We start from the raw sequence: 25,144 nt of genomic DNA, 5'->3' as shown, positions 1-25,144 counted from the left end.
TAGGATCGCGGCCCTGTCGATCGGGCAGGACACGCGAGGCGGCCAAAGCAATGCATGCCGACGGGATGGCGCCGGATGATGAGTGGATTCCGGTTTCCCACGAGAATTGCGACCGGGTGGCAGGACCGTTCTACCACGGAACAAAGGCAAGCCTGTCGGTCGGCGATTTGCTGACTGCGGGCTTCAGGTCCAACTATGCCGATGGCATCGTGATGAATCACATCTATTTCACAGCCTTGCCAAAAGGAGCCGGCCTTGCTGCAGAAATGGCCAAGGGCGAAGGTGGCCCACGGGTTTACGTCGTGGTACCGACAGGAAGCTTTGAAGACGACCCCAATGTCACAAACAGGAAATTTCCGGGCAATCCAACGCGGTCCTATCGGAGCGAGCACCCCTTGGAAGTCGTTGGCGAGCTCGAAAGCTGGGAATCCTACGACGCGGAATTCGTCCGGCAATTGAGAAGTCGCATCGAAGCGGGCATGGGCGAAATCATCAACTAGGCGGAAGCCATGGATCTCCACTGCACCTGACCAGGTTACGTCGAGCTCCCCGCCCAGCGCGTCCGTACTCGCTGCACCTGACCGTCAAACGCGCCAGCCCGGTCAAGCGGCGCCCTGCGTGGCGGCATTTGAACTTCAGCGCTACTGCCAACTTTGGCGCCCCCTCCCACGACGAAGGCCGGCATCGCCGGCCTTCGTTCGTCTGGTGACCCCGGCGCGATTCGAACGCGCGACCTTCCCCTTAGGAGGGGGATGCTCTATCCAGCTGAGCTACGGGGCCAGGGCGCGGATTCTGGCATGGATTGCCGCGGTGCGCGAACCGGCACGGGGGTCGCCCCTGCTAGAATGGCGGTTTCGAAACGGGGCGCCTCGCGCGCCCGGCACTGGAGCCCCCATGTCCCACAACATCCTCTCCGCGCTCGGCCTGGCCGAGGTCAATTCCGGCACCTACCTCGGCCACGGCGAGTGGTCGAAGACCAGCGACGCCGGCACGCTGGCGCCGGTGAATCCGGCCAGCGGCGAGGTGATCGCCAAGGTGCATGCGAGCAGCGCGGCCGACTACGAGACCATCGTCGAGCGCGCGCAGGCCGCGTTCAAGACTTGGCGTACCACGCCCGCCCCGCGCCGCGGCGAAGCCGTGCGCCTGTGCGGCGAGGCGCTGCGCAAGCACAAGGACGCGCTGGGCTCCCTGGTCGCGCTGGAGATGGGCAAGATCAAGCCCGAGGGCGACGGCGAAGTGCAGGAGATGATCGACATCGCCGACTTCGCGGTGGGCCAGAGCCGCATGCTGTACGGCTACACCATGCACTCGGAGCGCCCGGGCCACCGCATGTACGACCAGTACCACCCGCTGGGCCTGGTCGGCATCATCAGCGCGTTCAACTTCCCGGTGGCGGTGTGGGCGTGGAACGCGATGCTCGCCACCATCGCCGGCGATATCTGCATCTGGAAGCCCTCGCCGAAGACGCCGCTGTCGGCGGTCGCCACCATGAAGATCTGCAACGAGGCGCTCAAGGCCGGCGGCTTCCCGGACCTGTTCTTCCTGTTCAACGACGCCGGCGTCGAGCTGTCGCAGGCGTTCGTGGACGACAAGCGCATCCCGCTGATCAGCTTCACCGGGTCCACCAAGGTGGGCCGCCACGTGGGCGAGCGCGTGGCGAAGCGCATGGGCCGTTCGCTGCTGGAGCTGGGCGGCAACAACGCGATCATCCTCGACGAAAGCGCCGACCTGAAGCTGGCCATCCCCGGCATCGTGTTCGGCGCGGTCGGCACCGCCGGCCAGCGCTGCACCACCACGCGCCGCCTGTTCGTGCACGAGGCCATCTTCGACAACGTGCTGGCCACCCTGGTCAAGGCCTACCAGCAGGTCGAGGGCAAGATCGGCGACCCGACGCTGGCCACCACGCTGATGGGCCCGCTCAACAGCCCGGAGGCTGTGCAGGCATATCTAGCCGCCATCGAGAAGGCCAAGGCGGCCGGCGGCAACGTGCGCACCGGCGGCAAGGCGCTGACCGACCGCAAGGGCAACTTCGTGCTGCCGACCATCGTCACCGGCCTGAAGAACAGCGACGAGGTCGTGCAGGCCGAGACCTTCGCGCCGATCCTCTACGTGATGCCGTTCAAGACCATCGACGAAGCCATCGAGATGCAGAATGACGTGCCGCAGGGCCTGTCCTCGTCGATCTTCACCCAGAACCTGAAGGCCGCGGAGCAGTTCCTGTCGGCGGCCGGTTCGGACTGCGGCATCGCCAACGTCAACATCGGCACCTCGGGCGCCGAGATCGGCGGCGCGTTCGGCGGCGAGAAGGAAACCGGCGGCGGCCGCGAATCCGGCTCGGACGCGTGGAAGGTCTACATGCGCCGGCAGACCAACACCATCAACTACTCCGACGCGCTGCCGCTGGCGCAGGGGATCAAGTTCGACCTGTAAGTGATTTCCCTCCCCCCTGCCTGCAGGGGACGCGGGGCGGCGCCATGGATGGCGCCGCCCTGAGGAGCGAGGAAGGCCGGGAGGGGGTGCTTCCGGCGTTCGTGCAGGACGAGCACCCCACCCCGGCCCTCCCCTGCAGTCAGGGAAGGGAGCAAGCTTTCCCGCAGGCCACGCCCAAGGATCGACGCCATGAGCTATCAGCCGCCATACCGTTCCACCACCAGCTCGCTGGCCATCGTGAGCCTGGTGTTCGGCGTCCTCGCCTGGTGCATGCTGCCCTTCGTCGGCGCACTCGTGGCGGTGATCTGCGGCCATCTGGCGCGCAACGAAATCCGCCGCGCGCCGGGCGACCAGCGCATCGAAGGCGACGGCATGGCCATCGCCGGCATGGTGCTGGGTTACCTGCAACTGGCGCTCAGCGTGCTGGCCGTGTTCTTCCTGATCGCCGCATTGTTCTTCGGTCTGGGCATCGCCCACTTCTGGCGCTGACCAAGAGATGACGACCGCCTCCCCGTTCGATTTCCGCGGTTGGCGCGTCGTCGTCGCCGGCGGCAGCAAGGGCATCGGCCGCAGTATCGCGCTGGCCTTCGCCGGGTCCGGTGCCGCGGTGTCGATCTGCGCCCGCGGGCAGGCCGCACTGGACGACACGGCCCGCACGCTCACCACGCACGGCGGAAGCGTGCACGCGCAAGCCTGCGACCTGGGCGATCCGGCAGCCATCGAAGCCTGGATAGCCGCCGCCGCCAGGGCACTGGGCGGCATCGACGTGCTGGTGAACAACGCCAGCGGCTACGGCTTCGGCGAGGGCGACGATGCCTGGCTCGCCGATTTCAACATCGACCTGATGGCGGCGATCCGCGCCTCGCGCTGCGCGCTGCCGCACCTCGCGGCCTCGCCGCACGCCTGCATCCTGCACACCAGTTCCATCGCCGCGCTGCATCCGCGCAAGAACGGCCCTGCCTACGCCGCGATGAAGGCGGCGCTCAGCCACTACACCACCTCGCAGGCGCTGCAGCTGGCGGAACAGCGCATCCGCGTCAACGCGATCGCACCCGGCTCGGTCGAATTTCCCGATGGCCTGTGGGACCGCGTGCGGCAGGACGATCCCGCGCGCTATGCCGCCACGCTGGCGAGGATCCCCTTCGGCCGTTACGGCACGCCGGATGAAATCGCCCATGCCGCGCTGTTCCTCGCCTCGCCGTATGCCGGCTGGATCACCGGCCAGACGCTGTCCGTGGATGGCGGCCAGCAATTGAACGGATAGGCATGAGCGCACTGGACAGCACCGCGCGCTTCAGCGACCGCGTCGCCGACTACGTGCGCTATCGCCCCGACTACCCGACGGCCCTCATCGACTGGCTGCGCCACCAACACGGCGTGACGCCGGACCGGCGGGTCGCCGACGTGGGCGCAGGTACCGGCATCTCCAGCAAGCTGTTCCTCGACGCCGGCCACGACGTGACCGCGGTGGAGCCGAACGCGGCGATGCGCGAGGCGGCCGTCGCCTGGCTGGGCGATCGGCCTGGCTTCAATGCCATCGAAGGCAAGGCCGACGCCACCGGCCTGCCCGACGCCAGCGTCGACCTGGTGACGGTGGCGCAGGCCTTCCACTGGTTCGATCCGGCCGGCACGCGGCGCGAGTTCGCGCGCATCCTGCGCCCGGGCGGCCTCGCCGCGATCTTCTGGAACTCGCGCCGGCTTGCCGGCACGCCGTTCCTCGCAGGCTACGAGGCGTTGCTGCAGCGCTACGGCACAGACTACACGGGAGTGGCCGAGCGCTACGCCGACGACGACGCCATGCGTGCGTGGTTCGGCGCCGGCTGGCGCGGCACGACCCGCTTCGAGCACAGGCAGCAGCTGGATTTCGACGGCCTGCGCGGCCGCCTGATGTCTTCCTCCTACGCACCCAAGCCCGGCCATCCGCAGCACGAACCCATGCTCGCCGCCCTGCGCGAACTGTTCGAGCGCTGCCGGCAGGGCGGCCGTATCAGCTTCGACTACGACACGCGCATCATCGTCGGCACCCTGGACTGAACATGTACGACCTGCTCCGCCCCCTGCTGTTCGCGCTGGACGCCGAGACCGCGCACGGCCTCACCTTGTACGGCCTGGACGTGGCCTACCGCAGCGAGCTGATGCGCTTCGTCGCCCGGCCCGCCGCCGAGCTGCCGGTGCAGGCGTTCGGCATCCGCTTCCCGAACCCGGTGGGCCTGGCCGCGGGCCTGGACAAGAACGCCAGGCATCTCGACGCGCTGGGCGCGCTGGGCTTCGGTTTCGTCGAGGTGGGCACGGTGACGCCGCGCCCGCAGGAAGGCAATCCGAAGCCACGGCTGTTCCGCCTGCCGCGGCACGAGGCCATCATCAACCGCATGGGCTTCAACAACGACGGCGTCGATGCACTCGTGCGCAACGTGGACCAGTCCGGCTATCGCGGCGTGCTCGGCATCAACATCGGCAAGAACAAGGACACGCCGAACGAGCATGCGGTGGACGATTACCTGCGGTGCCTCGACCGCGTGTACGACCGCGCCGGCTACATCACGGTGAACATCTCCTCGCCGAACACCCAGGGCCTGCGCGACTTGCAGGAAGAAGCCACCCTGCGCCGGTTCATCGACACGCTGCGCGAGCGGCAGGAGCAACTCGGCTCGCAGGCCGGGACGCGCAGGCCGATGCTGCTGAAGATCGCGCCCGACCTGTCCGAACACGAACAGGACGGCATCGCCGAGGCGCTGCTCGCCAGCGGCATCGACGGCCTGATCTGCACCAACACCACCGTCGACCGCGCGCTGGTCACGGACGACCCGCGCGGCAACGAGACCGGCGGCCTGTCCGGCAAGCCATTGTTCGCGCTCGCCACCGACGTACTGCGCGGCATGCGCCGGCGCCTCGGCGAACGCGTGCCCATCGTGGGCGTGGGCGGCATCCTAGACGGCAGCGACGCGGCGGAGAAAATGGCCGCGGGCGCCACGCTGGTACAGCTCTATTCCGGCCTGATCTACCGCGGTCCGCGGCTGATCGCCGAATGCGTGGACGAGATCCGCCGCCAGCAGGAAAGCCGGCATGCCGCCTGAGAAAACCGACATGGGCGGCTACACGCTCACCGAAAACGCCCCACTGGCCACGCGCAACACGCTGCGCGTGAATGCGCGCGCAAAGCTGCTGGCCGAACTGCGCGACGCCACCAAGCTGCCCGATCTGCTGGACTTCCCCGCGGTACGCAACGCGCCACTGCTGGTGCTGGGCGAAGGCAGCAACCTGCTGCTCGCCGGCGACTTCGACGGCACCGTGCTGGCGATGGAAACCCGCGGCGTGCAGGTGAACGAACCGGCGACGGGCGACGGCGGCATCGCGCGCATCGCGGTGGCCGCCGGCGAACGCTGGGACGACTTCGTGCGCTGGTCGCTGGGCCAGGGCTACGCGGGGCTGGAAAACCTGATCCTGATCCCCGGCACGGTGGGCGCCGCGCCGATCCAGAACATCGGCGCCTACGGCACCGAGGTGGCCGAGTTCATCGAGAGCGTGGAAGCCTGGGACACGCGCGAACACCGCGTGGCCCAGCTCGACCGCGCCACCTGCGCGTTCGGCTACCGCGACTCGCTGTTCAAGCACGAACCCGGCCGCTACATCGTCACCGCGGTGCGCTTCGCCCTGCCCCGTTCGCGCGAGCTCAGGCTGGACTACGCCGGCATCCGCGAGGAACTCGCGCGCATGGGCGTGGACAAGCCTGCCCCGTTCCACGTCGCCGAGGCGGTGGTACGCCTGCGCACGCGCAAGCTGCCCGACCCCGCGGTGATCGGCAACGCCGGCAGCTTCTTCAAGAACCCCATCGTCGATGCCGCACAGGCGGCGGCGCTCAGGCAGCAGCACCCGGAGCTGCCGGTATGGCCGCAGCCCGACGGCCGCTGCAAGCTCTCGGCCGCGTGGCTGATCGAGGCCGCGGGCCTCAAGGGCAGCCGCGCCGGCGACGCCGGCATTTCCAGCCGCCACGCCCTGGTGCTGGTGAACCACGGGCAGGCCAGCGGCGCCGAACTGTGGGCCTTCGCCCAGGGCGTGATCGCCGCCGTGCAGGCCGGATTCGGCGTGCGGCTGGAGCCGGAACCGGTGGTGGTCGGCGGCTGAAGCCGCGCGTCGGTCAGGCCCGTCGCGGCCGTTCGATGTCCGGCAGCAGGATCGCGCATGCGCCGATCAGCGGCAGGTACGCGCACAGCTGGTAGACGTGCGCGATGCCGTCGAGGTCGGCGAGCTTGCCCAGCACCGCCGCACCCAGGCCGCCCATGCCGAACGCGAGGCCGTAGAACACACCGGAGATCATGCCGATGCGGCCCGGCACCAGCTCCTGCGCGTAGACGATGATGGTGGTGAAGGCCGACGCCAGTACCAGGCCGATCACCACGCTCAACGCGCCGGTCCAGAACAGGTTCGCATGCGGCAACAGCAGCGTGAACGGCGCCACGCCCAGGATGGAGCCCAGGATCACCCACTTGCGCCCTACCCGGTCGCCCAGCGGGCCGCCGATCAGCACGCCCGCGGCCACCGCGGCGAGAAACACAAACAGGTGCACCTGCGCGTTCTGCACTGACACCTTGAACGTATGCATCAGGTAGAAGGTGTAATAGCTGCTGATGCTGGCGATGTAGAAATACTTGGAGAAGATCAGCACGCCCAGCAGCAGCAGCGAGGCCTTCGCCATGCCCGGCGACAACTCGCGCACCGGCGCGCGGCGCGCGCGCGACGTGCCGCGGGTAGCGTGGTGGCGCGCATACCAGTGGCCTACCTGCACCAGCACCGCGATCGCCAGCAGCGGCGCCAGCGCGAACCACGCCACGCTTTCCCGGCCGTGCGGCACGATGATCCACGCCGCCAGCAGCGGTCCCAGCGATGCGCCGAAGTTGCCGCCTACCACGAACACCGACTGCGCCAGTCCCGGACGGCCGCCCGACGCCATGCGCGCCACCCGCGAGGATTCCGGGTGGAAGATCGACGAGCCGGTGCCCACCAGCGCCGCCGCCAGCAGCAGCATCGGGAAGTTCGGCGCGGTCGCCAGCAACAGCAGCCCTCCCAGGGTGAAGCCCATGCCGGCGGCCAGCGAGTAAGGCATCGGCCGGCGGTCGGTCGCCATGCCCACCAGCGGCTGCAGCAGCGAGGCGGTGACCTGGTAGGTCAGCGTGATCAGGCCGACCTGGGCGAAGCTGAGGTCGAAGCCGCTCTTCAGTAGCGGGTAGATCGCCAGGATCAGCGACTGGATCATGTCGTTGAGCAGGTGCGAAAAGCTGATCGCACCGAGCACGGTGAACTGGGTGCGCTCGTCCGCGGCCGCGGGCGGCGCGGCGGCGGGGTCCAGCGGGATGGCGTCGACGCGGGTCTGCATGGGGAACCGTCGGGGATTTCGGGGAAGGGATCGCGGCGGCGTGCATTGCATCCGTCGCCGCGCACACGATAATCGGCAGTCGGGCGGCCCGCATGCGCCGTCGGGTCAAAATATGTCGAATTCGGGCCATACCCGAGACCGGAGGCAGGTTCCCGCATGCGACACACCCGCATCGACGCCTACGAGAACGCGCCCCGCGACGTCGTGGCCACCGGCAACGACTACGCCGCCGGCTACGTGCTGCCCGCGCATGCGCACCGGCGCGGCCAGCTGCTGTATGCGGCCACCGGCGTGGTCAGCGCGGTGACCGACCGTGGCAGCTGGGTGGTGCCGCCGCGACGCGCGCTGTGGCTGCCGCCGGGCGTCCCGCACGAGGTGCACATGAGCGGCGCGGTCTCCACGCGCAGCGCCTACGTGCGGCGCGAGGCCGCCGCCGCCGCGGGCCTGCCCGCCTATTGCCAGGTGATCGAGGTGTCGCCCCTGCTGCATGCGCTGCTGCTGGAGGCGGTGGACCTGCCGCTGGAATACGCCCTGGACGGCCGCGACGGCCGCCTGATGGCGCTGCTGCTGGACGAGATCCGCGCGATGCCCGCGCTGCCGCTGAGCACGCCGCTGCCCGACGAGCCGCGCCTGCGCAAGCTGTGCCGCGCTCTGCTGGCCGCACCCGCGCTGGACATCGACGTCGATGCGATGGCGCACAAGGCCGGCATGAGCCGGCGCCACTTCACCCGGCTGTTCCGCCAACAGACCGGCATGAGCTTCGCCGCGTGGCGCCAGCAGGCCTGCCTGCTTGCCGCACTGGCCCGGCTCGGCGCCGGCGAAGCGGTCACCACAGTCGCGATCGAGCTGGGCTACGCCAGCGCCAGCGCGTTCAGCGCGGCGTTCCGGCGCATGCTGGGCGCTCCGCCCAGCCGTTACCTGGCGCTGCATGCGGGCGAGGCCCGCGCCGCCTGAGGCGGGAGCTTTTGGGTCACGGGCACGCGCCAGGGTCATCGCGGGAGGCGTGCTGCAAGGCCGTCTGGCGTCATCGCGCTGTCAAGAAACCTCGGCACAGTCGTCACACGCCTGCACGGAACGCATGGGCCGCCGGGGTTACCATGGCCCGCAGGATCAGCGCGACACGCCCACGGATACGCATCGAATGAGTTCGCACTCCCCCCGCAAGTCCCCGCCTGCCGCCACCCGCGCCGCGGCGGCCAACGACGCGACCGCCGCGGCGCCCGACCTCGGCGAGCGCCGGCTGTACATCAACCGCGAGCTGTCGCAGCTGGCCTTCAACATCCGCGTGCTGGACCAGGCGCTGGACGAGCGCACGCCGCTGCTGGAGCGGCTGAAGTTCCTGCTGATCTTCTCGCGCAACATGGACGAGTTCTTCGAGATCCGCGTGGCCGGGCTGAAGGGCCAGATCGCGCTGGACCACGAACTGCTCGGCGCCGACGGCATGGCGCCGCGCCAGACGCTGGCCGAGATCAGCGCGGTCGCACACCGGCAGATCGAGCGGCAGTACGCGATCCTCAACGAGCGCATCCTGCCGGAACTCGCCGCGCACGGCATCCGCATCGCGCGGCGCGACGAGTGGACGCACAAGCAGAAGCAGTGGGTGCGCCGCTACTTCCGCGACGAGGTGGCCCCGCTGGTGACGCCGATCGGGCTGGACCCCACTCACCCGTTCCCTTTGCTGGTCAACAAGAGTCTCAACTTCATCGTGCAGCTGGAAGGCACGGACGCGTTCGGCCGTGACTCCGGCCTCGCCGTGGTGCCGGCGCCGCGCGTACTGCCGCGGCTGATCCGCGTGCCCGACGACATCGCCGAGGGCGGCGATTGCTACGTGCTGCTGTCCTCGATGATCCACGCGCATGCCGACGAGCTGTTCCCCGGGATGAACGTGCTCGGTTGCTACCAGTTCCGGCTGACCCGCAACGCCGACCTCGCGCTCGACCCGGAGGACGTGGAGGACCTGGCGCTGGCACTGCGCGGCGAGCTGTATTCGCGCCGCTTCGGCAGCGCGGTGCGGCTGGAAGTCGCCGACAACTGCCCGAAGACACTCACCGCCCACCTGCTGAAACAGTTTGGCCTGGCCGAGTCGGAGCTCTACGAGGTGAACGGCCCGGTGAACCTGGCGCGGCTGTTCCGCATCGCCAGCAAGGTGAACTACCCGGCGCTGCAGTACAAGCCCTTCGTGCCCGCGCTGCCCAAGGTGCTGAAGCACGCCGAGGACCTGTTCGCGGTGATCGCGAAGCAGGACGTGCTGTTGCTGCACCCCTACGAATCCTTCGCGCCGGTGGTGGACCTGCTGCGCCAGGCGGCGAAGGATCCGCAGGTGCTGGCGATCAAGCAGACGCTGTACCGCACCGGCGCCGACTCGGAGATCGTCGACGCCCTGGTGGACGCGGCGCGCGCCGGCAAGGAAGTGACCGCCGTGGTGGAACTGCGCGCACGCTTCGACGAGGAGTCCAACCTCACCCTCGCCTCGCGCCTGCAGCAGGCAGGTGCGATGGTGATCTACGGCGTGGTGGGCATCAAGACGCACGCCAAGCTGATGCTGATCCAGCGACGCGAAGGCAGCGAACTGGTGCGCTACGCCCACATGGGCACCGGCAATTACCACACCGGCAACGCGCGGCTGTACACCGACTACAGCCTGCTCACTTCCGACGAAGTGTTGTGCGAGGACGTGCACAAGCTGTTCAGCCAGCTCACCGGCATGGGCAAGGCGCTGCGCATGAAGAAGCTGCTGCAGGCGCCGTTCACGCTGAAACAGGGCCTGCTCGACCTCATCGCGCAAGAGGCCGCGAACGCCGCGGCGGGCCGCGACGCGCGCATCCTGATCAAGGTCAACGCGCTCACCGATCCCAAGATGATCCGCGCGCTGTACAAGGCCAGCATCGCCGGCGTGCGCATCGACCTGGTCGTGCGCGGCGTGTGCTGCCTGCGCCCGGGCGTACCCGGCGTGTCGGAACACATCCGCGTGCGCTCGGTGATCGGCCGCTTCCTGGAACACAGCCGCGCGTACTGGTTCGCCAACGACGGCGAACCGAAGCTTTACCTCTCCAGCGCCGACCTGATGGAGCGCAACCTGGACCGCCGCGTGGAGTGCGCGTTCCCGATCGAGGGCAAGAAGCTGCAGCAACGCATCCTCGGCGCACTGGAGCTTTACCTCGCCGACAACGTCGGCACCGCGGAACTGCAGGCCGACGGCAGTTACCGGCCGGTGACGCGCGCTCCCGACGAGCCGGTGCGCGACGCGCAGCAGCAATTGCTGGAGAAGTTCTGCGGCGTGGAGGCCTGAGCGCCGCCCCGGCCCGCCGCGCGCAGGAGCGCACCCTGTGCGCGAACGCTCTTGGCCTTGATCCAGCACCAGAACATCCGCGCACAGGGTGCGCTCCTACGCGGCCTATTTCAGGTGCTGCTTCACCCAGGCCGCGTAGCGATCGACGAAGCCCTGCAGGAATTTCTGGGTACCCTCGTTGGCGACGTGGCCCTCGGCGTCGATCAGGCCGTCGTCCTTGAACTGCACGAACACCTCGGGCTGCGCCAACGTCGCCACGTCGAGGTAGGCCAGCACATTGCGCAGATGCTGCTGCGCCAGTGCGCTGCCGGTACCGCCGATCGAGGCGCCGATCACCGCGCCCGGCTTGCCGGCGAAGGAGTTGGTGCCCCACGGTCGCGAGGCGAGGTCGAGCGCGTTCTTCAACACGCCAGGCACGCCGCGGTTGTATTCCGGGGTGACGAACAGCAGCGCGTCGGCGGCCTCGATCTCGCGCTTCAGGCGCTTGGCCTCGGCCGGGTAGTCGGCATCGAAATCCTGGTCGTACAGCGGCAGGTTGTCGATGCGGATGTGCTCGAAAGCAAACTCCTTCGGCGCCAGCCGCTCCACCGCCCGGGCCAGCCGCTTGTTGATCGACGCCTTGCGCAGGCTGCCCACCAGTACCGCCACCTTGATCGTGCTCATGCAGGATGCTCCACAGGGCAAGGGCGCCGCCCGGATGCGGCGCATCGCCTGCATTGGACACGCGCGGCGATCAAGCCGCCGTGATGCGCGGCGTCAACGCAGGTACAGCGCGTCGTGCAGCAACTGCTGGCGCGGCGGGTCGGGCTGGCCCAGCCAGGTGAGCTTGTCCTGCGAGCTGTCGTCGGGGTCGACCGCCGGCGCCAGGTTCTCCGGACGCTGCGCAAACAGCCCCCACATCGCATGGTCGTGCGCGTCGTACAGCAGGGCCACGCGCTCGGTGGGGCAGTCGTGCGGCTTGCACGCGGTGGCCAGCAGCATGGCCTTGCCGTCCACCTGCACGGTCCGCGCCGGGGTGGCCGTACCGCCCTTGCGCACCCAGGCCGGCAGCGCCTTCGCTCCGGGCAGCGCATCCAGCGTCCTGGTGAAATCCGGGCGCTGCAGCAGGTCGTACAGGTAGATCGGCGCGGCGCCCGGCGTCGCGACCGTCGGGGCGGCGTCGTTGCCGGCGGTGGTCGCCGCGCCGGCCGGCGCGGCTTGCGTGGCCGGCTTGCCCGGGGAAGGCGCGGAGGGAGCCGGGGACGCTGGCGTCTGCGGCCCTTGCGAGCAGGCGGCGCAGGCCAGCGTCGCCGTCAATGCGCATGCGAATAAGGAAAGCTTCATTGCGCGTCTCCTCGTCGTGGTGGCATCCCGTGCCACCGTAACAAGCCGCGCCGCAACCTCCGCTGACGCGCGCGCGTCATTTCGCCTGCAAGCTCTCCATCGCCTTCTTCGCGTCGGCATGCGCGGCATCCAGCGTGGTCGCCTTCAACCCATGCTCGGCCTGGCCCAGCGCGGCATGCAGGCGGGCCTCGACGGCGGCATCGCCCTTGGCGTCGGCGATCGCGCCCTGGCCCATGCCCTTGCAGGGGTCCCCCGCCTTGACGTCGAAGCCCTTGCCGGACGGCCCGACCAGGCAATTCACCAGGTGGTGCAGGTGCGCATGCGCCGTGGCGAGATCCATGGCGCCCAGCGCCATGCCGGCATGCGCGCCGGCGGTGGAGATCTGTTTCGACGCCGCGCCGTTCGCATCCGCCGCCGACGCGGCGGCCGGCAAGGCAAGCGCCAGCCACAGGACGGGCAATCCACGCATGCAAGATTTCGTCACGACACGACTCCCGAACGGCGCGGCGTTGGCCGCAGTCGCCCGACTATGCCTTCGCCTGCGTGAGGAAAGGGCAAAGAGGTGGCGGACGGCATGCCAGAGACATAGAACAGGCTTTCAGGAAGCCGGCAGCAGCCGCTGCACCGCCGGACTGAGCTGGGCCATGTAGCGCTCCACCTGCTGCGTATAGCCGGGGGCTGCGCCCAGCTCGCGGTTGATCTGCAAGTGGCTGAGGTCCTCCGGCAGGAGCGCCGCATGCACGCCCAACGACTGCGCCTTCGCCACGAAGGCTTGCGCGGCCGGGCACGAATCGCGGCGACGGGTGGAGCACACGGCCAGAAACGACGCGATGCGATCATGCAGCTGCTGGTACGGCGACGCCGCCAGCCAGTCCGCGGGACGGCGGCCGAAGGCGCGATCGTAGAGCGGCAGATGCCGCTCCTGCATCGTCCGCACCACGTCGAGGCAGGCGCTGTCCAGTGCGATCGTGCCCAGCCAGGGCCGCGCGCCCTGCCGGCGGGCCAGCGACGGCTCGGCGCTCAGCAGCGCCACCAGGTGCGCGCCGGCGGAATGCCCCATCACGACGAACCCGGCCGGGTCGCCGCCCCACGAGGACGCCAGCTGTTGTGCCCTGGCGAGCGCCCGCGCCACGTCGGCCGCCTGCTCCAGCGGTGCAGTCCGCGGCAACATCCGATAGTTCGTGGACACCAGGATGAAGCCGCGCGGCACCCAGCGCGCGACCTTGCTTCCAACCACGCCGGCCGCGGCCTTGTCGCCGAAGGACCAGGCGCCGCCATGCACGAGGAAGATCACCGGCGCGTCGTGGACCCTCCCGGCCGGCAGATAGACGTCGAAACGCTGCCGCGGATCGCCGCCATAGGCGATGTCGTGCAGTATCCGCACGCCTGACGGCAAGGTCGTCGCCGGCTGCATCGCCGCACGTTGCGCCGCGTCGCGCCGCCATGCCGGCTGCGCATACGCGACGAATGCCAGCAGGACCGGGCCCATCATTGCCAGCCACGCCGCAAACCGCCATGCGCGATGTCTCATCACGACCTCCTGCAGACAGGGGCGGCGCCGCGGCCCGCATGCCGCACGACGCCAACCGGCGGAGAAACGGCACGCGCCGGCACCGGTTGACGCCGGCCGGCCGAATCCGCTGCGATGCGCGCGTGGGTTACGATGCGCGACCGTCCGCACAGGATCGCTCCCGTGTCGCACTACGCCGGCCCCCTGCTCACCCGCCCGACTGCCGCGGCGTTGCTCGCCGCGCGCGACGCGGGCGCGGCCGCCTGGGAAGGTTCGCTGGACCTCGGCCGCTCGACCGGCATGGCCGCGCTGCAGGCGCAGGGCTGGCTGTGGCGCGGCGAACGCTACCCGTACCCGCCCGCGCTGAAGGAGCGCAGCGTCCACTACTGGGACGGCGACGGGTTCGCGCCGGCCGCGCGCTACTCCGGCGCGCTGATCAAGCTGGTGCCCACCGAATGGGGCGTGCCCACCTTCGAGATCGACGGCATCAAGATGCTGCCCACCGCGCAGGCCTCGCCGCTGGACGACGCGCGCCGCAAGGTGGCGCTGGTCGAGCCGCGCGACAAGGTGGTGCTTGATACCTGCGGCGGCCTCGGCTACTTCGCCGCCTGCTGCCTGGACGCGGGCGCGGCGCGCATCCAGTCCTTCGAGAAAAATCCCGACGTGCTGTGGCTGCGCACGCTGAACCCGTGGTCGCCGGACCCTGATGCGTCTGGCCCGGATGCGCCGGACCATGGCGGCCGGCTGCAGCTCTTCCATGCCGACGTGTCGCAGGCCATCGCGCAACTCGCCGACGCCTCGGTGGATGCGCTGTTGCACGATCCGCCGCGCTTCGGCATCGCCGGGGAGCTGTATTCGCTGGCGTTCTACCGCCAGCTCGCCCGCGTGCTGCGCCGCGGCGGACGCCTGTTCCACTACACCGGCAGCCCGAACAAGCTGACCAGCGGCCGCGACCTGCCGCGCGAAGTGGCGCGGCGGCTGCAGGAAGCCGGCTTCGAGGCGCAGCCCGCGCTGGACGGGGTATTGGCGACCCGGCGCTGATCGACGCTACAGATGCCGGCGCACGGCATCCGGCATCGGCAATGCTTCGTCGCGGTCTTCGGCGACCACCTGGTTGCGGCCGCGCCGCTTGGCCGCGTACAGCGCCGCGTCGCTGCGCGCGAACAGCGCGTCTGCATCGTAGCCGCGCTGCGGATCAGCCTGCGCCACGCCAAGGCTGAGCGTGAGATCGGGAATCGGCGGCTCCGCCTGCGGCGCGCGGGCCGCCACCGCGGTGCGCAGGGCGTCGGCCAGAGCCACCGCCTGCGCAGCGTCCTGGCCGCTGCAGGCGATCATGAATTCGTCGCCGCCGAAACGGCCGAACAGGTCGTCGCTGACCAGGTGTTCGCGCACCACCCCCACCACCAGCGCCAGCGCCGCGTCACCCGCCTGGTGACCGTGGCGATCGTTGATGTGCTTGAAGTGGTCGAGGTCGAACATGATCAGGCACAGCGGCTGGTTGTACTTCGCCAGGTGATCGATGCGCACGCGCAGCTCCGCGGCGAAAGCGTGCCGGTTGAGCGTGCCGGTGAGCGGGTCGTGCATGGACAGGTACTGCAGCTGTTCCGACTTGCGCTGCAGATGGCTGTGCGCGGATTTCAGGAAACGCTGCTGGCGCGCCAGTTGCTCGGCCTGTTGCCCCAGCAGCCGTGCGCGGCGCAGCGACGCCCACCAGGCCAGCAGCACGATGCCCAGCACCGGCAACAGCAACCAGACCTGCGAGCGCCGTCGCTGCGGCGGTTCGGCGACGGCATCGGTCGTGGCCCGCGCCCGCACCGGTGCGCTCGACGGCACGGTGACCGTCGGTGCAGCCTGCGCCGTAGGCGCGGCCACCGGCGCCACTGCGGGCAGTGCCGGTGGCGCGGTGCTTTCCGGCGCTGCGTCGGCATTCGAATCCGTGGGCGCAGGAGCGACTTTTGCGGGGACCGGAAGCACGCCCGGCGCCGCACCTGGCGGCTCTGCCCACCCCCTTGGCGGCGGAGGCGGCGGCATCCATCCCGGCGCGCCGCGCGGCGGCGGCGGACCTTGCGGCGGCGGGTGCGCGCCGGGCGGCGGCGGGCGGAACTGCAGGCCGCCCGCCGCCGGAAGCGGCTGCGCCCGAACCGGCTCAGCCGCCCAGCACGCCAGCACCACCATCGCCAGCACGCAGCCAGCCCGGAAAGTCCCCACGACCACCCCCTGTCAGATGGCGCACTCTACCTTGCTTGAACACCTGCGGCTTCAACTGCCGGCGGCGCGCATCGGCATCGGCCTGGGCGCCCCATGCGGGCTCCATGGCGTGAACGCGGGCTGTCCGAGTCGGTTTCCATCACCACCGTTCGGGCGTACGCTCGATTTCCCCCCGAGCAAACCGGAGCCCCCGCCATGGCCCTGTGGAAAGAACCCGTGAAGTCCCCCACCACCGCGGCCCCCGAGGCTACGGCGCAGACACGTCTCGACATTCCGGAGGACAAGCCGGAAACGGCGGCACCGGTGCAGCCGGCACCACCGGCAGCGCGCCCCGCCCTCGCGGCCGTGACAGGCAAGCCCAAGGCCGAATCGCTGATCGCGCCCGACATCGCCATCGAGGGCAAGATCGAAGGCGCGGGACACGTGCGCATCGCCGGCAGCTTCAAGGGCGATGTCAGCGTGCGTGGCGACCTCACCATCGAGCCCGGCGCCAAGGTGACCGGCAGCGTGCGCGCCGAAAAGGTCACCATCGCGGGCGAGCTGGTGGGCAACATCGAGTCTGCGGTGCACGTGGAACTGCTGCAGAGCGGCGCGCTGACCGGCGACCTGAAGGCCGGTTCGCTCAGCGTGGCGGCCGGCTCGCGCATGCGCGGCCAGGCCGAGTTCGGCTGGGACGACAAGGGCGCCGGCAGCGGGCACGGCGGCGCGACTTCGTGAACGCCGCACGCCCGGGCACGGCCGGGGCGACGCGCACCTGCCCGCACTGCCGGGAGACCATCCTCGAGAGTGCGGGCGTGTGCCCTGCCTGCCGCCACAAGCTGCGCTTCAGCGAGTCGACTGACGAAGGCACGGCCGCCTCCGTGCCGCTGCGCGTGGAGGGCAGCTTCCGCAATCCCGACAGCGGAGCGTGGGAATACTCGATGGTGCTGACCATCCACAACGAACGCGGCGAGGAGATCGCGCGCAAGCTGGTGGGCGTCGGCGCCCTGCAGCCGGGCGAGCGGCGCAGCTTCAGCTTGAGCGTCGAGATGCAGGCCGCCGGCGCGGGCAGCAAGCGCACGCGGCCCTACTGAAATCGCGGGGGCCGCCGGTTCGCGCACCCCTCACAGGTGCGCGTCGGGTTCGAAGCGCTGCAGGAACTCATAGCGCCCCGCGTTGCGGTCGACAACGCTGTGCGTATCCTCGCCGATCACCTGGCGCAGCAGGCCGCCATCCCGCGGCACCGCGCCTGGCCACGTCGGCAGGCCTGGACCATTCGGATTGCCGGTCTTGACGAAGTTGGCCCAGTAATCCTCCATCACCTTCGAGACGCGCCGGTCGGTGGCGGTCCACGCATAGACCTTGTTGCCGTCGAGATTGCCCAGCGCGTATTCGATCTCGCCGCTGTGCACGGCGCCGGTGCCCGGGCCCGCACTGCCATCGCGCTTCGCCGGGCGCGGCTGCTCGAAATAGTAGTAATAGACGGGCGCGTCGCCAGTCTTGCGCTGCCAGTCCATCCAGCGCCAGGTCGCGAAGGCGATGAACTGGTCGCCCGACAGCGCCGTGCCGGAGGCCTTAACCTCCGCTTCGTCGTGCCCTGGATAGAGCTTCAATGCCTCGTCGGCACTCGCGCCGAACTGCTTCCGCACGGCGGCGCGGTAATTCGCCGGCGTGGGCGCCTTGTCGTCGAGCAGGTTCTTCCAGTAACCCTCCTGCGAGTTCGAGCCCACCAGCAGGGGGATGTGCGCCTGCTCGCCGGCAGCGTAGATGGCGCCGGGCGAACGTGGCAGGAAATAGCCGTCGATGGTGGGGTTGAAGCTGTCGCTGTCCGAGGTGCCCAGCGCCTTCAGCAGGTCGGCCGCCGGCATCGCGCGCAGGTCGGCCAGCGAACGGGCCCCGACTTTGCGCATGAAGTCCTCTCCACGTTGCTCGGCCCGCGCGAACGGCTCCGGTTTGAGATTGCCCAGCAGGCCGCCGCTCTCTCCGATCGCGCGCTGCATCAGCCCCTTCGACAGCGGCGAGGCCATCAGCGCCGATACCGCCATCGAGCCCGCCGACTCGCCGCCGATGGTGACCTGCGCCGGATCGCCGCCGAATGCGGCGATGTTGGCGTGCACCCAGCGCAGCGCGGCCGTCATGTCGAGCAGGCTGTAATTGCCGGCAGCGTGCCGTGGCGACTCGGCGGCCAGCGCCGGCAAGGCCAGCAGGCCGAACACGTCGAGACGGTAGTTCACCGTCACCACCACGATGTTGCGCATCGCCAGGCTGGCGCCGTCGTAGCGCGGCTCCGAGCCGTCGCCAGCCAGCATGCTGCCGCCGTAGAAATACACCAGCACCGGCAACCTGGCGTGCCTGTCGGGCGAGCGCGTCCACACATTGAGATAGAGGCAGTCCTCGCTCATGCCGTTGGAGCGGAACACCATGTCGCCGTACAGCGGCCGCTGCATGCAGCGCGGGCCGAAACGGTCGGCCGCGCGTACGCCCTGCCATGCGGCCACCGGCTGCGGCGGCTTCCAGCGCAGCGCGCCGACCGGCGGCGCGGCGTACGGGATGCCCCTGAACTCGTACAGCCCGGCCGTGTCGATGGCGCCCCAGTCCGCGCTCTTGCCGCTGTTTGCAGCCGTCATCAGCGCCATCGCAGCCTGCGATTCGAGATGGATGCCGGAGAGCGTGCCGTCGGCGATCCGCACCGTCGGCGCCGCGTCGGCAGCTGCGGCCCAGGACGCAGGAAGCGCGAGCAGCAGGCCCAGCAGGACGTGGCACGAACACGGGATGGTTGCACGCATGACTCGACGCCTTGCCTGGAGAACAAGGCACCATCATAGAAGCGGATCGCCCGCGGCGCCCGGATGGCACCGTCATGCGCCCGAGCGCATTCACGCCGACTGGAACGCAACGCCGCTGGCCCCGGGGCGCACCCCGGGGGCGCAACCGCGAATCAGCCCACCGCTTTCTTCAGCAGTGCGGCGATGCGCTTCTCTACCGTGGCGTCAATGGTCGTCAGCGCGAACGCGGTGGGCCACATGGCGCCGTCGTCGAGCCTGGCCTTGTCATTGAAGCCGAGCGTGGCGTAGCGATCCTTGAACTTCTGCGCGTCCTTGAAGAAACAGACGACCTTGTCGTCCAGCGCATACGCCGGCATGCCGTACCAGGTCTTCGGCACCAGCGCCGGGGCGTGGGCCTTGACGAGGGCGTGCACGCGCCCGGCCAGGGCACGATCCGCCTCCGGCATCGCGGCGATCGCCGCCAGCACCTCGCGCTCGCCGTCTTCCCGGGTCCTGTCCGCGCGCGCCTGCGCCTTCAGCTCCCTGGCATAGGCTTTCATCGCGGCCTTTTCCTCCGCGCTGAACCCCGCGGATGCGTTGCCGGCGGCACGACCGGCGGCCTTGCGCACGCTTTTCTTCGAAGTCTGTTCCATGGAATTCCTCACTTGATGCCTGGTATGTCGGCTCATCGCTCGCCCGCAGGGCCAAGCGCCACCTTGATGTCCACCACGGGCGTGCCGTCGATCGCTTCGATCGGGCCTATCCGCAACCGCCTGCCCTCCACGGCGTGGACACGCACCGGATGGATGCCGATCGGGTTGGGCCGGTGGGGCGAACGCGTCTTGAACACGCCGGTCCATGCCGCCCCCGGGTCGCCCCGGGGCTGGACCTCGAGCACGTCACGCCGCGCCTGGTGCAGCCAGGTCAACACCACCAGGCTGTCTCCAGCGGCGACGCCGGCCAACGCACCCGCATATTCCGCGTCCAGTATCAGCCACGCATCCGGCGCGCCCTCGTCGCCCTGGCGCGGAGCGGCATCCGCCGTGTCGAGATCGGAGCGGATCCGGCCGACCACCTGTAGGACGATGGGCTCGCTCATCACTCTCTGCCCGCGGCTCAGCACCGTTCCTGCACGCGCAGCAGGTTGCCGGCCGGGTCGCGGATGGCGCAATCGCGCACGCCGTAGGGCTGCATGGTCGGCTCCTCGACGATCTCGGCGCCGCTGGCCTGGATCTTCTCGAAAGCGGCATCGAGATCCCTGGTGGCCAGCAGCATGGTCGCGTAAGTGCCCTTGGCCATCATCTCGGCGATGGTGCGCTTCTCCTCGTCGGTGACGCCGGGACTGGCGACCGGCGGATAGAGCACGATGGCGACGGCCGGCTGGTCGGCAGGCCCGACGGTGATCCAGCGCATGCCGTTGTAGCCAACGTCGTTGCGCAGCTCGAAGCCCAGGGTGTCGCGGTAGAACGCCAGCGAGGCGTCGGGGTCGCTGTGCGGGAGGAAGCTGGCATGAATGCTGATGTCCATGACGATCCTGCTCGGTGGGAGTAAGGCCATCATGCCCGCGATGCTCAGGCCGGCGCTTCTCCATTCCTGATCGATTGCTTCCTGACCGGTCGCGTCACCTGCCGCGCCACGCAGGACGGCATCCCCGCGATGGCGTGCGACGCCTCGCGCCGGTACACGCCGGGCGGCATGCCGACCAGCTCGGTGAAGCGGGTGCTGAAGGTGCCCAGCGAGGCACAGCCCACCGCGTGGCAGACTTCGGTGACGTCGAGGTCGCCACGGCGCAGCAGCGCCATCGCCCGCTCGATGCGCCGCGTCATCAGGTAGCTGTAAGGCGATTCGCCGAAGGCGAGCTTGAACTGGCGGCTGAGGTGTCCCGCCGACATGCCGATCATGTGCGCCAGATCCCCGACGTTCAGCGGCTGCGCGTATTCACGGTCGATGCGGTCGCGCACGCGGCGCAGCCGGGCAAGGTCGCGCAGGTGGGTTGCCGGGGCAGGCTTGTCGCTCATCGGCGGGATCGTCCCACGCCGTGGGGCGGGCCTCAAGCAACACGGCTCACGCCTTGACGGCGCAAGGCTGGTCGCAGCCTCGCGCTTCGCCCGAACCCACTCCCCCGTTGCCTCTCCGCGGAGGGACACCGCATCAGTCGTTCGCCAGCGGCTTGCGCGGCAGCTTTTCCTCGCGCATCGCGGCGTTGTAGACGAAGGACGCGACGATGGCGGCGGCCTGCTGCAGGTCTTCCGGCGAAGCGTGGTCATAGGTGTCCAGGTTGCTGTGGTGGACCTGGGCGGAGTAGTCCAGCCGGTCCTGGATGAACTGGAAGCCCGGCAACCCCACGGCATCGAAGGACACATGGTCGGTGCTGCCGGTGTTGCGGCTGGTCACGGTGGTGGCGCCGAGGTCATGGAACGGTTCCAGCCAGTCCCTGAAGATCGGCATCGCCGCGGTGTTCTCCTGGGCGTAGATCCCGCGGAGGCGGCCCGAGCCGTTGTCCATGTTGAAGTAGGCAGCGAAGCGCTCGTACTCCGGCTTTTTCTGCAGCGCGCCGGCAGGTTCGCGCAGGAAGGCGGGCAGCGCCTTCTGCGCGGGATCGACGGGGTCCGGGTATGCCGCGAGGTGCTTCGCCACGTAGGCGCGCGAGCCGATCAGGCCCTGCTCCTCGCCGCTCCACAGCGCCACCCGGATGGTGCGCCTCGGCTTCGCGCCCACCGCCTTGAGGATGCGCATGGCCTCCATCATCACCGCCACGCCCGCGCCGTTGTCCGAGGCGCCGGTGCCGGTGTGCCAGGAATCCATGTGCGCACCCAGCATCACGACTTCGTTCGCCTTGCCACTGCCGGGAATCTCGGCGAGGGTGTTGTAGCCGGGCTGGTTGGCCTCGTCGGTGAAGCGCGCCTTGACGTCCACGCGCAGCTTGACCGTCTCCTTGCGCTCCAGCGCGCGCACCAGCGGGTTGTAGTGCTCGGCGATCATCGCCAGCTCGGGCACGCCCGCGGATTCGCCGGCCCGGCGCGACCCGCCACCGCCCACGCGGATGACACCGTTGTCCCAGCCGCTGATGCCGATCGTGGCGAGCGCGCCCTCGGCGACGAAGAGTTCGTTGACCGCGCGGGCCAGTTCCTGCCGCTCGGCGTAGCGCTTGAGCAGGGTGGCGCGGTCGCGCTTCGCGTCCTTGGGCAGGGCGAAGCGCTGCAGTTCGGCGAGCCCGGCCGCGTCATAGCGCTGCCAGTCGGCCTCGGTGCCGGGCTTGTACGCGCGCGCGTCGTCCAGCAGCAGGATCTTGCCCTTGAGCTTGCCCTTGTATGGCTCCAGGTCCTTGCGGGCCTTGATGCTGACACGTATCACCTCGCCCTCGACGGGGCCGTTGGTGCCGGGCGTCCACGCCTTGGGCAGCGCATACAGCGGCGCGACGCGGGGCGCGAGCATGTCCACGCGCGCCTCGCTGAATTCCCAGCCGCGGCCGAAGTCGTCGAAGGCCTCGTCGTGCACGTTGGCCAGCCCCCAGCCCCTGAACTTCTCCCGGGTCCAGGCGTTGGCCCGGGCCATCTGCGGCGAGTTGGTCAGGCGCGGGCCGATGTCCTCGGTGAGATGGCCGAGGATGTCCATCACCTGCGAGTGGTGGAAAGCCTCCTGGCGGATGCGGCTGACCATGTCCAGATCCACCGGCTCCCGGGCCAGGGCCATGCTGCTGAAGCCCAGGCACAACACCCAAACACAACGCTTGATCACGATTTTCCCCGAATGGCTGTGCGCAAGAACTTTCGAATCTAGCGCCCCGCCCGATCGCCTTCATGGGTCAATGGTCATGGACCGCGCGCCGAGCGAGGCGCCGGGGCGCCTCATCGATCCGATACCATGACGGCCCCATCCCGGTGGCGGCCGCATCCCGCGCCCGCCGCCCCGATCCGCTCCCGGAGCCGCACCACCATGTCGTCCGCACGCCTCGAAATCACCCGCCCCGACGATTGGCACCTGCACCTGCGGGACGGCGCCGCGCTGGGCTCGGTAGTGGCCGACACGGCGCGGCAGTTCGCCCGCGCGATCGTGATGCCGAACCTGAAGCCGCCCGTCGCCACCGTGGCCCAGGCCGAGGCCTATCGCCAGCGCATCCTCGCCGGCCTGCCGGCGGGCACCGGCTTCCAGCCGCTGATGACGCTGTACCTCACCGAGGCCACCACGCCGGACGAGATCGCGCGCGCCAAGGCCAGCGGCTTCGTGCACGCGGTGAAGTACTACCCCGCCGGCGCCACCACCAACTCGCAGGCCGGCGTGCGCGACCTGGCGCACGTGTACCCCGTGCTGGAGGCGATGGAGGCGCACGGCCTGCCGCTGCTGATGCACGGCGAGGTCACCGACCCGGGCGTGGACATCTTCGATCGCGAGCATGCGTTCATCGAGCGTCACCTGATCCCGCTGCGCGCGCGATTCCCGCAGCTGCGCATGGTGCTGGAGCACATCACCACGCGCGCCGCGGCGGAGTTCATCCGCGCGGCACCGGCACACGTGGGCGCCACCATCACCGCGCACCACCTGCTGCTCAACCGCAATGCGATCTTCGAGGGCGGCATCCGCCCGCACCACTACTGCCTGCCGGTACTGAAGCGCGAGGCGCACCGCCAGGCCCTGCTGGAAGCGGCCACCAGCGGCGATCCGCACTTCTTCCTGGGCACCGACAGCGCGCCGCATGCGCAGCACGCCAAGGAAGCCGCCTGCGGCTGCGCCGGCATCTACACCGCGCATGCGGCGATCGAGCTGTACGCCGAGGCCTTCGAACAAGCCGGCAAGCTGGACAGGCTCGAAGCCTTCGCCAGCTTCCACGGCGCGGACTTCTACGGCCTGCCGCGCAACCGCGACCGGATCGTGCTGGAGCGCAGGCCCTGGACCGTGCCCGACGCCCTTCCCTTCGGCGATAGCGTCTGCGTGCCGTTCCGGGCGGGCCAGGAAGTGGCCTGGTCGGTCACCTAGGCGAACCGTTCCAGGGCACTGCTCAATCCGCGAAGCGGACGACGGCGTTCTCCGCGGGCCACTCTCCCTGCCGTCGCCGGGCCTCCGCCTCGCTTCGCGGCGTCCAGGCGGCCTTGCCGAACATCCCGGGATCCTCGTAGGCACCCAGCAGGTCGAACGCGTCGAACATGAACGCCCGCCCCTCCGCGGCTATCGTGGAAGAACCGTCGGACACGTGGAAATGCAGGTGCGGGCCGACCGATGCACCGGTGAAGCCCAGCTGCCCCAGCACCTCGCCCCGATGCACGCGCTGGCCGACCCTGACCGCGACGCTGCCGGGCCGCAGGTGCTCGTAGAACGCATAGCGACCGTCGGCCAGGCGTATCACCACGTAGTTGCCCGCGTCCTCGGCCAAGGCATGTCTCGGATTGCCGGACACGCTGGCGGACTCGGCCATCGAATCACGCACGGCAGCCACGCGGGCGTCGGCCACGGCCAGCACCGCGGCACCGTAGCCAAGCCAGTCGCGCGGCAGGTCCGGATCCCCGTGCGTCATGCGCCCGGACGCATCGACCCGGATGAAGTCGACCGCGAAGCGCCCCGGGATGCGCGCCATGCCGTCGACCGTGTTGAACACGCGGCGATGGCCGTTGCGCCACGCGGCTGCGTGCACGGCGATCCAGGGACCGCCCCGCAACGGCGGGCCGAGCGGGACGCCCGTCGCATACGCCACCGTCGCGCGGGCGCCGCGTACGGAGCCCTGCCCGGGGTCGCCCCGCGCGGCGTACGTCACCAGGTGCTCGATTGCTGGCGGACGACGGCCGTGCGCGGACCACTCGATGTAGACCACGCCACGGCGGCCGGGCGGCACGACGGTGTCGCGCGCAGCGACCGGCGCACCGACCAGCGCAAAGCGCAGCTGCAGGCTCTCGCCGGCGAACGCCGCCAGCACCTGGCCATCCGCCGCATCCACCACTTCGACGCGCGCCACGGCGAGCGGTGCATCGGTGAAATTGGTCAGGTGCAGTTCCTGGAACACCTGCAAGCCGGCATCGGTCCGCACCGCCTGCGGCGCCTCGAGGACCCGCAGGTCAAAGGACTGCCGGCCCGACTCCGCCAGAGCCACCCGCGCGACGCCGGCGGCGGCCAGCAGACAGGCGAAAAACACACCGGCCGGTATCTTCATGCGTCGCTCCCGCCGCAAAACTGGCACGGTACCCCCGTCAAAGGCCATTGCACAGCGCCACGTGGCCACCATCGCGTATCGGGGGACGAGCGGCCGCCTCGGCGGGACGGGCACGTGCCCCAAGCCCCGG

At 69.8% G+C, this 25,144-nt stretch carries 26 protein-coding genes and 1 tRNA gene; 13 read left to right on the top strand and 14 right to left on the bottom strand.

Going from position 1 to position 25,144, the window contains the following annotated elements; genetic code table 11:
* Nucleotides 1–65: 65 nt before the first annotated feature.
* Nucleotides 66–500: an NAD(+)--rifampin ADP-ribosyltransferase gene (arr, locus tag AC2EWF_RS09855; RefSeq protein ID WP_483639796.1), complete on the top strand. Its 435-nt coding sequence runs from the start codon at nt 66–68 to the stop codon at nt 498–500.
* Between the two features lie 203 nt (nt 501–703).
* On the opposite strand, the gene AC2EWF_RS09850 is transcribed toward arr, so the two are convergent.
* A tRNA-Arg gene (locus AC2EWF_RS09850) sits at nt 704–780 on the bottom strand.
* A gap of 114 nt (nt 781–894) precedes the next feature.
* On the opposite strand from AC2EWF_RS09850, the gene amaB reads away from it, so the two are divergent.
* The 6 genes from amaB to murB all read left to right on the top strand — a co-directional run bounded on the left by amaB (nt 895) and on the right by murB (nt 6,552).
* On the top strand, nt 895–2,430 hold the full coding sequence (gene amaB / locus AC2EWF_RS09845) for an L-piperidine-6-carboxylate dehydrogenase (protein WP_483639203.1): 1,536 nt from the start codon (nt 895–897) through the stop codon (nt 2,428–2,430).
* 189 nt (nt 2,431–2,619) lie between these two features.
* Nucleotides 2,620–2,919, top strand: a complete 300-nt coding sequence (locus tag AC2EWF_RS09840) for a DUF4190 domain-containing protein (protein WP_483639202.1) — start codon at nt 2,620–2,622, stop codon at nt 2,917–2,919.
* Between the two features lie 7 nt (nt 2,920–2,926).
* Complete coding sequence (locus AC2EWF_RS09835) at nt 2,927–3,694, top strand: SDR family NAD(P)-dependent oxidoreductase (protein WP_483639201.1); 768 nt, start codon at nt 2,927–2,929, stop codon at nt 3,692–3,694.
* A gap of 2 nt (nt 3,695–3,696) precedes the next feature.
* Entirely contained in the window at nt 3,697–4,464 is a 768-nt protein-coding gene (locus AC2EWF_RS09830; protein ID WP_483639200.1) for a class I SAM-dependent methyltransferase, read from the top strand.
* Between the two features lie 2 nt (nt 4,465–4,466).
* Nucleotides 4,467–5,504: a quinone-dependent dihydroorotate dehydrogenase gene (locus tag AC2EWF_RS09825; protein ID WP_483639199.1), complete on the top strand. Its 1,038-nt coding sequence runs from the start codon at nt 4,467–4,469 to the stop codon at nt 5,502–5,504.
* A 10-nt stretch (nt 5,505–5,514) separates the two neighbouring features.
* The gene (gene murB, locus AC2EWF_RS09820; protein ID WP_483639795.1) at nt 5,515–6,552 is read left to right on the top strand and encodes a UDP-N-acetylmuramate dehydrogenase; all 1,038 of its coding nucleotides are present in this window, start codon (nt 5,515–5,517) and stop codon (nt 6,550–6,552) included.
* A 13-nt stretch (nt 6,553–6,565) separates the two neighbouring features.
* Here murB and AC2EWF_RS09815 read toward each other — a convergent pair whose 3' ends face one another.
* Nucleotides 6,566–7,801: an MFS transporter gene (locus AC2EWF_RS09815; protein WP_483639198.1), complete on the bottom strand. Its 1,236-nt coding sequence runs from the start codon at nt 7,799–7,801 to the stop codon at nt 6,566–6,568.
* Nucleotides 7,802–7,957: 156 nt separating this feature from the next.
* On the opposite strand from AC2EWF_RS09815, the gene AC2EWF_RS09810 reads away from it, so the two are divergent.
* Nucleotides 7,958–8,755 carry a helix-turn-helix domain-containing protein gene (locus AC2EWF_RS09810; RefSeq protein ID WP_483639197.1) on the top strand — a complete coding sequence of 266 codons (798 nt, stop codon included), beginning with the start codon at nt 7,958–7,960 and terminating at the stop codon, nt 8,753–8,755.
* 187 nt (nt 8,756–8,942) lie between these two features.
* Nucleotides 8,943–11,090, top strand: a complete 2,148-nt coding sequence (ppk1, locus tag AC2EWF_RS09805; protein WP_483639196.1) for a polyphosphate kinase 1 — start codon at nt 8,943–8,945, stop codon at nt 11,088–11,090.
* A gap of 105 nt (nt 11,091–11,195) precedes the next feature.
* Here ppk1 and AC2EWF_RS09800 read toward each other — a convergent pair whose 3' ends face one another.
* The 4 genes from AC2EWF_RS09800 to AC2EWF_RS09785 all read right to left on the bottom strand — a co-directional run bounded on the left by AC2EWF_RS09800 (nt 11,196) and on the right by AC2EWF_RS09785 (nt 13,944).
* The gene (locus AC2EWF_RS09800) at nt 11,196–11,753 is read right to left on the bottom strand and encodes an NADPH-dependent FMN reductase (protein WP_483639195.1); all 558 of its coding nucleotides are present in this window, start codon (nt 11,751–11,753) and stop codon (nt 11,196–11,198) included.
* Nucleotides 11,754–11,846: 93 nt separating this feature from the next.
* Nucleotides 11,847–12,413 (bottom strand): Ivy family c-type lysozyme inhibitor, encoded by a 567-nt coding sequence (locus AC2EWF_RS09795; RefSeq protein WP_483639194.1) that lies wholly within the window; start codon nt 12,411–12,413, stop codon nt 11,847–11,849.
* Nucleotides 12,414–12,489: 76 nt separating this feature from the next.
* Nucleotides 12,490–12,882 carry a hypothetical protein gene (locus AC2EWF_RS09790; protein ID WP_483639193.1) on the bottom strand — a complete coding sequence of 131 codons (393 nt, stop codon included), beginning with the start codon at nt 12,880–12,882 and terminating at the stop codon, nt 12,490–12,492.
* Nucleotides 12,883–13,011: 129 nt separating this feature from the next.
* Nucleotides 13,012–13,944, bottom strand: a complete 933-nt coding sequence (locus AC2EWF_RS09785; protein ID WP_483639192.1) for an alpha/beta hydrolase — start codon at nt 13,942–13,944, stop codon at nt 13,012–13,014.
* 162 nt (nt 13,945–14,106) lie between these two features.
* Here AC2EWF_RS09785 and AC2EWF_RS09780 point away from each other — a divergent pair, with 162 nt between their 5' ends.
* Nucleotides 14,107–14,964, top strand: coding sequence for a class I SAM-dependent methyltransferase (locus tag AC2EWF_RS09780; protein ID WP_483639191.1), 858 nt, complete (start codon nt 14,107–14,109; stop codon nt 14,962–14,964).
* A 6-nt stretch (nt 14,965–14,970) separates the two neighbouring features.
* Here AC2EWF_RS09780 and AC2EWF_RS09775 read toward each other — a convergent pair whose 3' ends face one another.
* Nucleotides 14,971–15,795 (bottom strand): GGDEF domain-containing protein, encoded by an 825-nt coding sequence (locus tag AC2EWF_RS09775; RefSeq protein WP_483639190.1) that lies wholly within the window; start codon nt 15,793–15,795, stop codon nt 14,971–14,973.
* 531 nt (nt 15,796–16,326) lie between these two features.
* Between AC2EWF_RS09775 and AC2EWF_RS09770 the strand changes: the two genes are divergently transcribed.
* Together AC2EWF_RS09770 and AC2EWF_RS09765 are read left to right on the top strand one after the other, a co-directional pair.
* Nucleotides 16,327–16,848, top strand: coding sequence for a bactofilin family protein (locus AC2EWF_RS09770; RefSeq protein ID WP_483639189.1), 522 nt, complete (start codon nt 16,327–16,329; stop codon nt 16,846–16,848).
* A complete protein-coding gene (locus AC2EWF_RS09765; RefSeq protein WP_483639188.1) occupies nt 16,845–17,204 on the top strand; it encodes a hypothetical protein in 360 nt (119 codons plus the stop codon). The genes AC2EWF_RS09770 and AC2EWF_RS09765 overlap by 4 nt, the downstream gene beginning before the upstream one ends.
* A 30-nt stretch (nt 17,205–17,234) precedes the next feature.
* Here AC2EWF_RS09765 and AC2EWF_RS09760 read toward each other — a convergent pair whose 3' ends face one another.
* The 6 genes from AC2EWF_RS09760 to AC2EWF_RS09735 all read right to left on the bottom strand — a co-directional run bounded on the left by AC2EWF_RS09760 (nt 17,235) and on the right by AC2EWF_RS09735 (nt 22,568).
* A complete protein-coding gene (locus AC2EWF_RS09760; protein ID WP_483639187.1) occupies nt 17,235–18,896 on the bottom strand; it encodes a carboxylesterase/lipase family protein in 1,662 nt (553 codons plus the stop codon).
* Between the two features lie 152 nt (nt 18,897–19,048).
* Complete coding sequence (locus tag AC2EWF_RS09755) at nt 19,049–19,528, bottom strand: iron chaperone (RefSeq protein WP_483639186.1); 480 nt, start codon at nt 19,526–19,528, stop codon at nt 19,049–19,051.
* A 32-nt stretch (nt 19,529–19,560) separates the two neighbouring features.
* Nucleotides 19,561–19,974, bottom strand: a complete 414-nt coding sequence (gene tsaA / locus AC2EWF_RS09750) for a tRNA (N6-threonylcarbamoyladenosine(37)-N6)-methyltransferase TrmO (RefSeq protein ID WP_483639185.1) — start codon at nt 19,972–19,974, stop codon at nt 19,561–19,563.
* A gap of 17 nt (nt 19,975–19,991) precedes the next feature.
* A complete protein-coding gene (locus tag AC2EWF_RS09745) occupies nt 19,992–20,402 on the bottom strand; it encodes a VOC family protein (protein ID WP_483639184.1) in 411 nt (136 codons plus the stop codon).
* A 44-nt stretch (nt 20,403–20,446) separates the two neighbouring features.
* A complete protein-coding gene (locus AC2EWF_RS09740) occupies nt 20,447–20,893 on the bottom strand; it encodes a helix-turn-helix transcriptional regulator (protein WP_483639183.1) in 447 nt (148 codons plus the stop codon).
* A gap of 133 nt (nt 20,894–21,026) precedes the next feature.
* Nucleotides 21,027–22,568, bottom strand: coding sequence for a M28 family metallopeptidase (locus AC2EWF_RS09735; protein ID WP_483639794.1), 1,542 nt, complete (start codon nt 22,566–22,568; stop codon nt 21,027–21,029).
* A 243-nt stretch (nt 22,569–22,811) separates the two neighbouring features.
* On the opposite strand from AC2EWF_RS09735, the gene pyrC reads away from it, so the two are divergent.
* Complete coding sequence (gene pyrC / locus AC2EWF_RS09730) at nt 22,812–23,849, top strand: dihydroorotase (protein ID WP_483639182.1); 1,038 nt, start codon at nt 22,812–22,814, stop codon at nt 23,847–23,849.
* A gap of 22 nt (nt 23,850–23,871) precedes the next feature.
* Here pyrC and AC2EWF_RS09725 read toward each other — a convergent pair whose 3' ends face one another.
* A complete protein-coding gene (locus AC2EWF_RS09725; protein WP_483639181.1) occupies nt 23,872–25,014 on the bottom strand; it encodes a M23 family metallopeptidase in 1,143 nt (380 codons plus the stop codon).
* Nucleotides 25,015–25,144 lie beyond the last annotated feature (130 nt).

It is taken from the genome of Rhodanobacter sp. sgz306013 (assembly GCF_057031145.1).
The sequence above is the reverse complement of the archived record's forward strand: the minus strand, read 5'-3'. Positions and strand labels throughout refer to the sequence as shown.

Bases quoted from the DNA above. Each gene is read 5' to 3' on its own strand.
- tsaA (WP_483639185.1), bottom strand. From the start codon at position 19,974: ATGAGCGAGCCCATCGTCCTACAGGTGGTCGGCCGGATCCGCTCCGAT.
- arr (WP_483639796.1), top strand. From the start codon at position 66: ATGGCGCCGGATGATGAGTGGATTCCGGTTTCCCACGAGAATTGCGAC.
- AC2EWF_RS09795 (WP_483639194.1), bottom strand. From the start codon at position 12,413: ATGAAGCTTTCCTTATTCGCATGCGCATTGACGGCGACGCTGGCCTGC.
- AC2EWF_RS09785 (WP_483639192.1), bottom strand. From the start codon at position 13,944: ATGAGACATCGCGCATGGCGGTTTGCGGCGTGGCTGGCAATGATGGGC.
- ppk1 (WP_483639196.1), top strand. From the start codon at position 8,943: ATGAGTTCGCACTCCCCCCGCAAGTCCCCGCCTGCCGCCACCCGCGCC.
- AC2EWF_RS09830 (WP_483639200.1), top strand. From the start codon at position 3,697: ATGAGCGCACTGGACAGCACCGCGCGCTTCAGCGACCGCGTCGCCGAC.
- pyrC (WP_483639182.1), top strand. From the start codon at position 22,812: ATGTCGTCCGCACGCCTCGAAATCACCCGCCCCGACGATTGGCACCTG.
- AC2EWF_RS09725 (WP_483639181.1), bottom strand. From the start codon at position 25,014: ATGAAGATACCGGCCGGTGTGTTTTTCGCCTGTCTGCTGGCCGCCGCC.
- AC2EWF_RS09755 (WP_483639186.1), bottom strand. From the start codon at position 19,528: ATGGAACAGACTTCGAAGAAAAGCGTGCGCAAGGCCGCCGGTCGTGCC.
- murB (WP_483639795.1), top strand. From the start codon at position 5,515: ATGGGCGGCTACACGCTCACCGAAAACGCCCCACTGGCCACGCGCAAC.
- AC2EWF_RS09825 (WP_483639199.1), top strand. From the start codon at position 4,467: ATGTACGACCTGCTCCGCCCCCTGCTGTTCGCGCTGGACGCCGAGACC.
- AC2EWF_RS09760 (WP_483639187.1), bottom strand. From the start codon at position 18,896: ATGCGTGCAACCATCCCGTGTTCGTGCCACGTCCTGCTGGGCCTGCTG.
- AC2EWF_RS09835 (WP_483639201.1), top strand. From the start codon at position 2,927: ATGACGACCGCCTCCCCGTTCGATTTCCGCGGTTGGCGCGTCGTCGTC.
- AC2EWF_RS09735 (WP_483639794.1), bottom strand. From the start codon at position 22,568: ATGGCCCTGGCCCGGGAGCCGGTGGATCTGGACATGGTCAGCCGCATC.
- AC2EWF_RS09740 (WP_483639183.1), bottom strand. From the start codon at position 20,893: ATGAGCGACAAGCCTGCCCCGGCAACCCACCTGCGCGACCTTGCCCGG.
- AC2EWF_RS09790 (WP_483639193.1), bottom strand. From the start codon at position 12,882: ATGCGTGGATTGCCCGTCCTGTGGCTGGCGCTTGCCTTGCCGGCCGCC.
- AC2EWF_RS09815 (WP_483639198.1), bottom strand. From the start codon at position 7,801: ATGCAGACCCGCGTCGACGCCATCCCGCTGGACCCCGCCGCCGCGCCG.
- AC2EWF_RS09770 (WP_483639189.1), top strand. From the start codon at position 16,327: ATGGCCCTGTGGAAAGAACCCGTGAAGTCCCCCACCACCGCGGCCCCC.
- amaB (WP_483639203.1), top strand. From the start codon at position 895: ATGTCCCACAACATCCTCTCCGCGCTCGGCCTGGCCGAGGTCAATTCC.
- AC2EWF_RS09810 (WP_483639197.1), top strand. From the start codon at position 7,958: ATGCGACACACCCGCATCGACGCCTACGAGAACGCGCCCCGCGACGTC.
- AC2EWF_RS09840 (WP_483639202.1), top strand. From the start codon at position 2,620: ATGAGCTATCAGCCGCCATACCGTTCCACCACCAGCTCGCTGGCCATC.
- AC2EWF_RS09800 (WP_483639195.1), bottom strand. From the start codon at position 11,753: ATGAGCACGATCAAGGTGGCGGTACTGGTGGGCAGCCTGCGCAAGGCG.
- AC2EWF_RS09745 (WP_483639184.1), bottom strand. From the start codon at position 20,402: ATGGACATCAGCATTCATGCCAGCTTCCTCCCGCACAGCGACCCCGAC.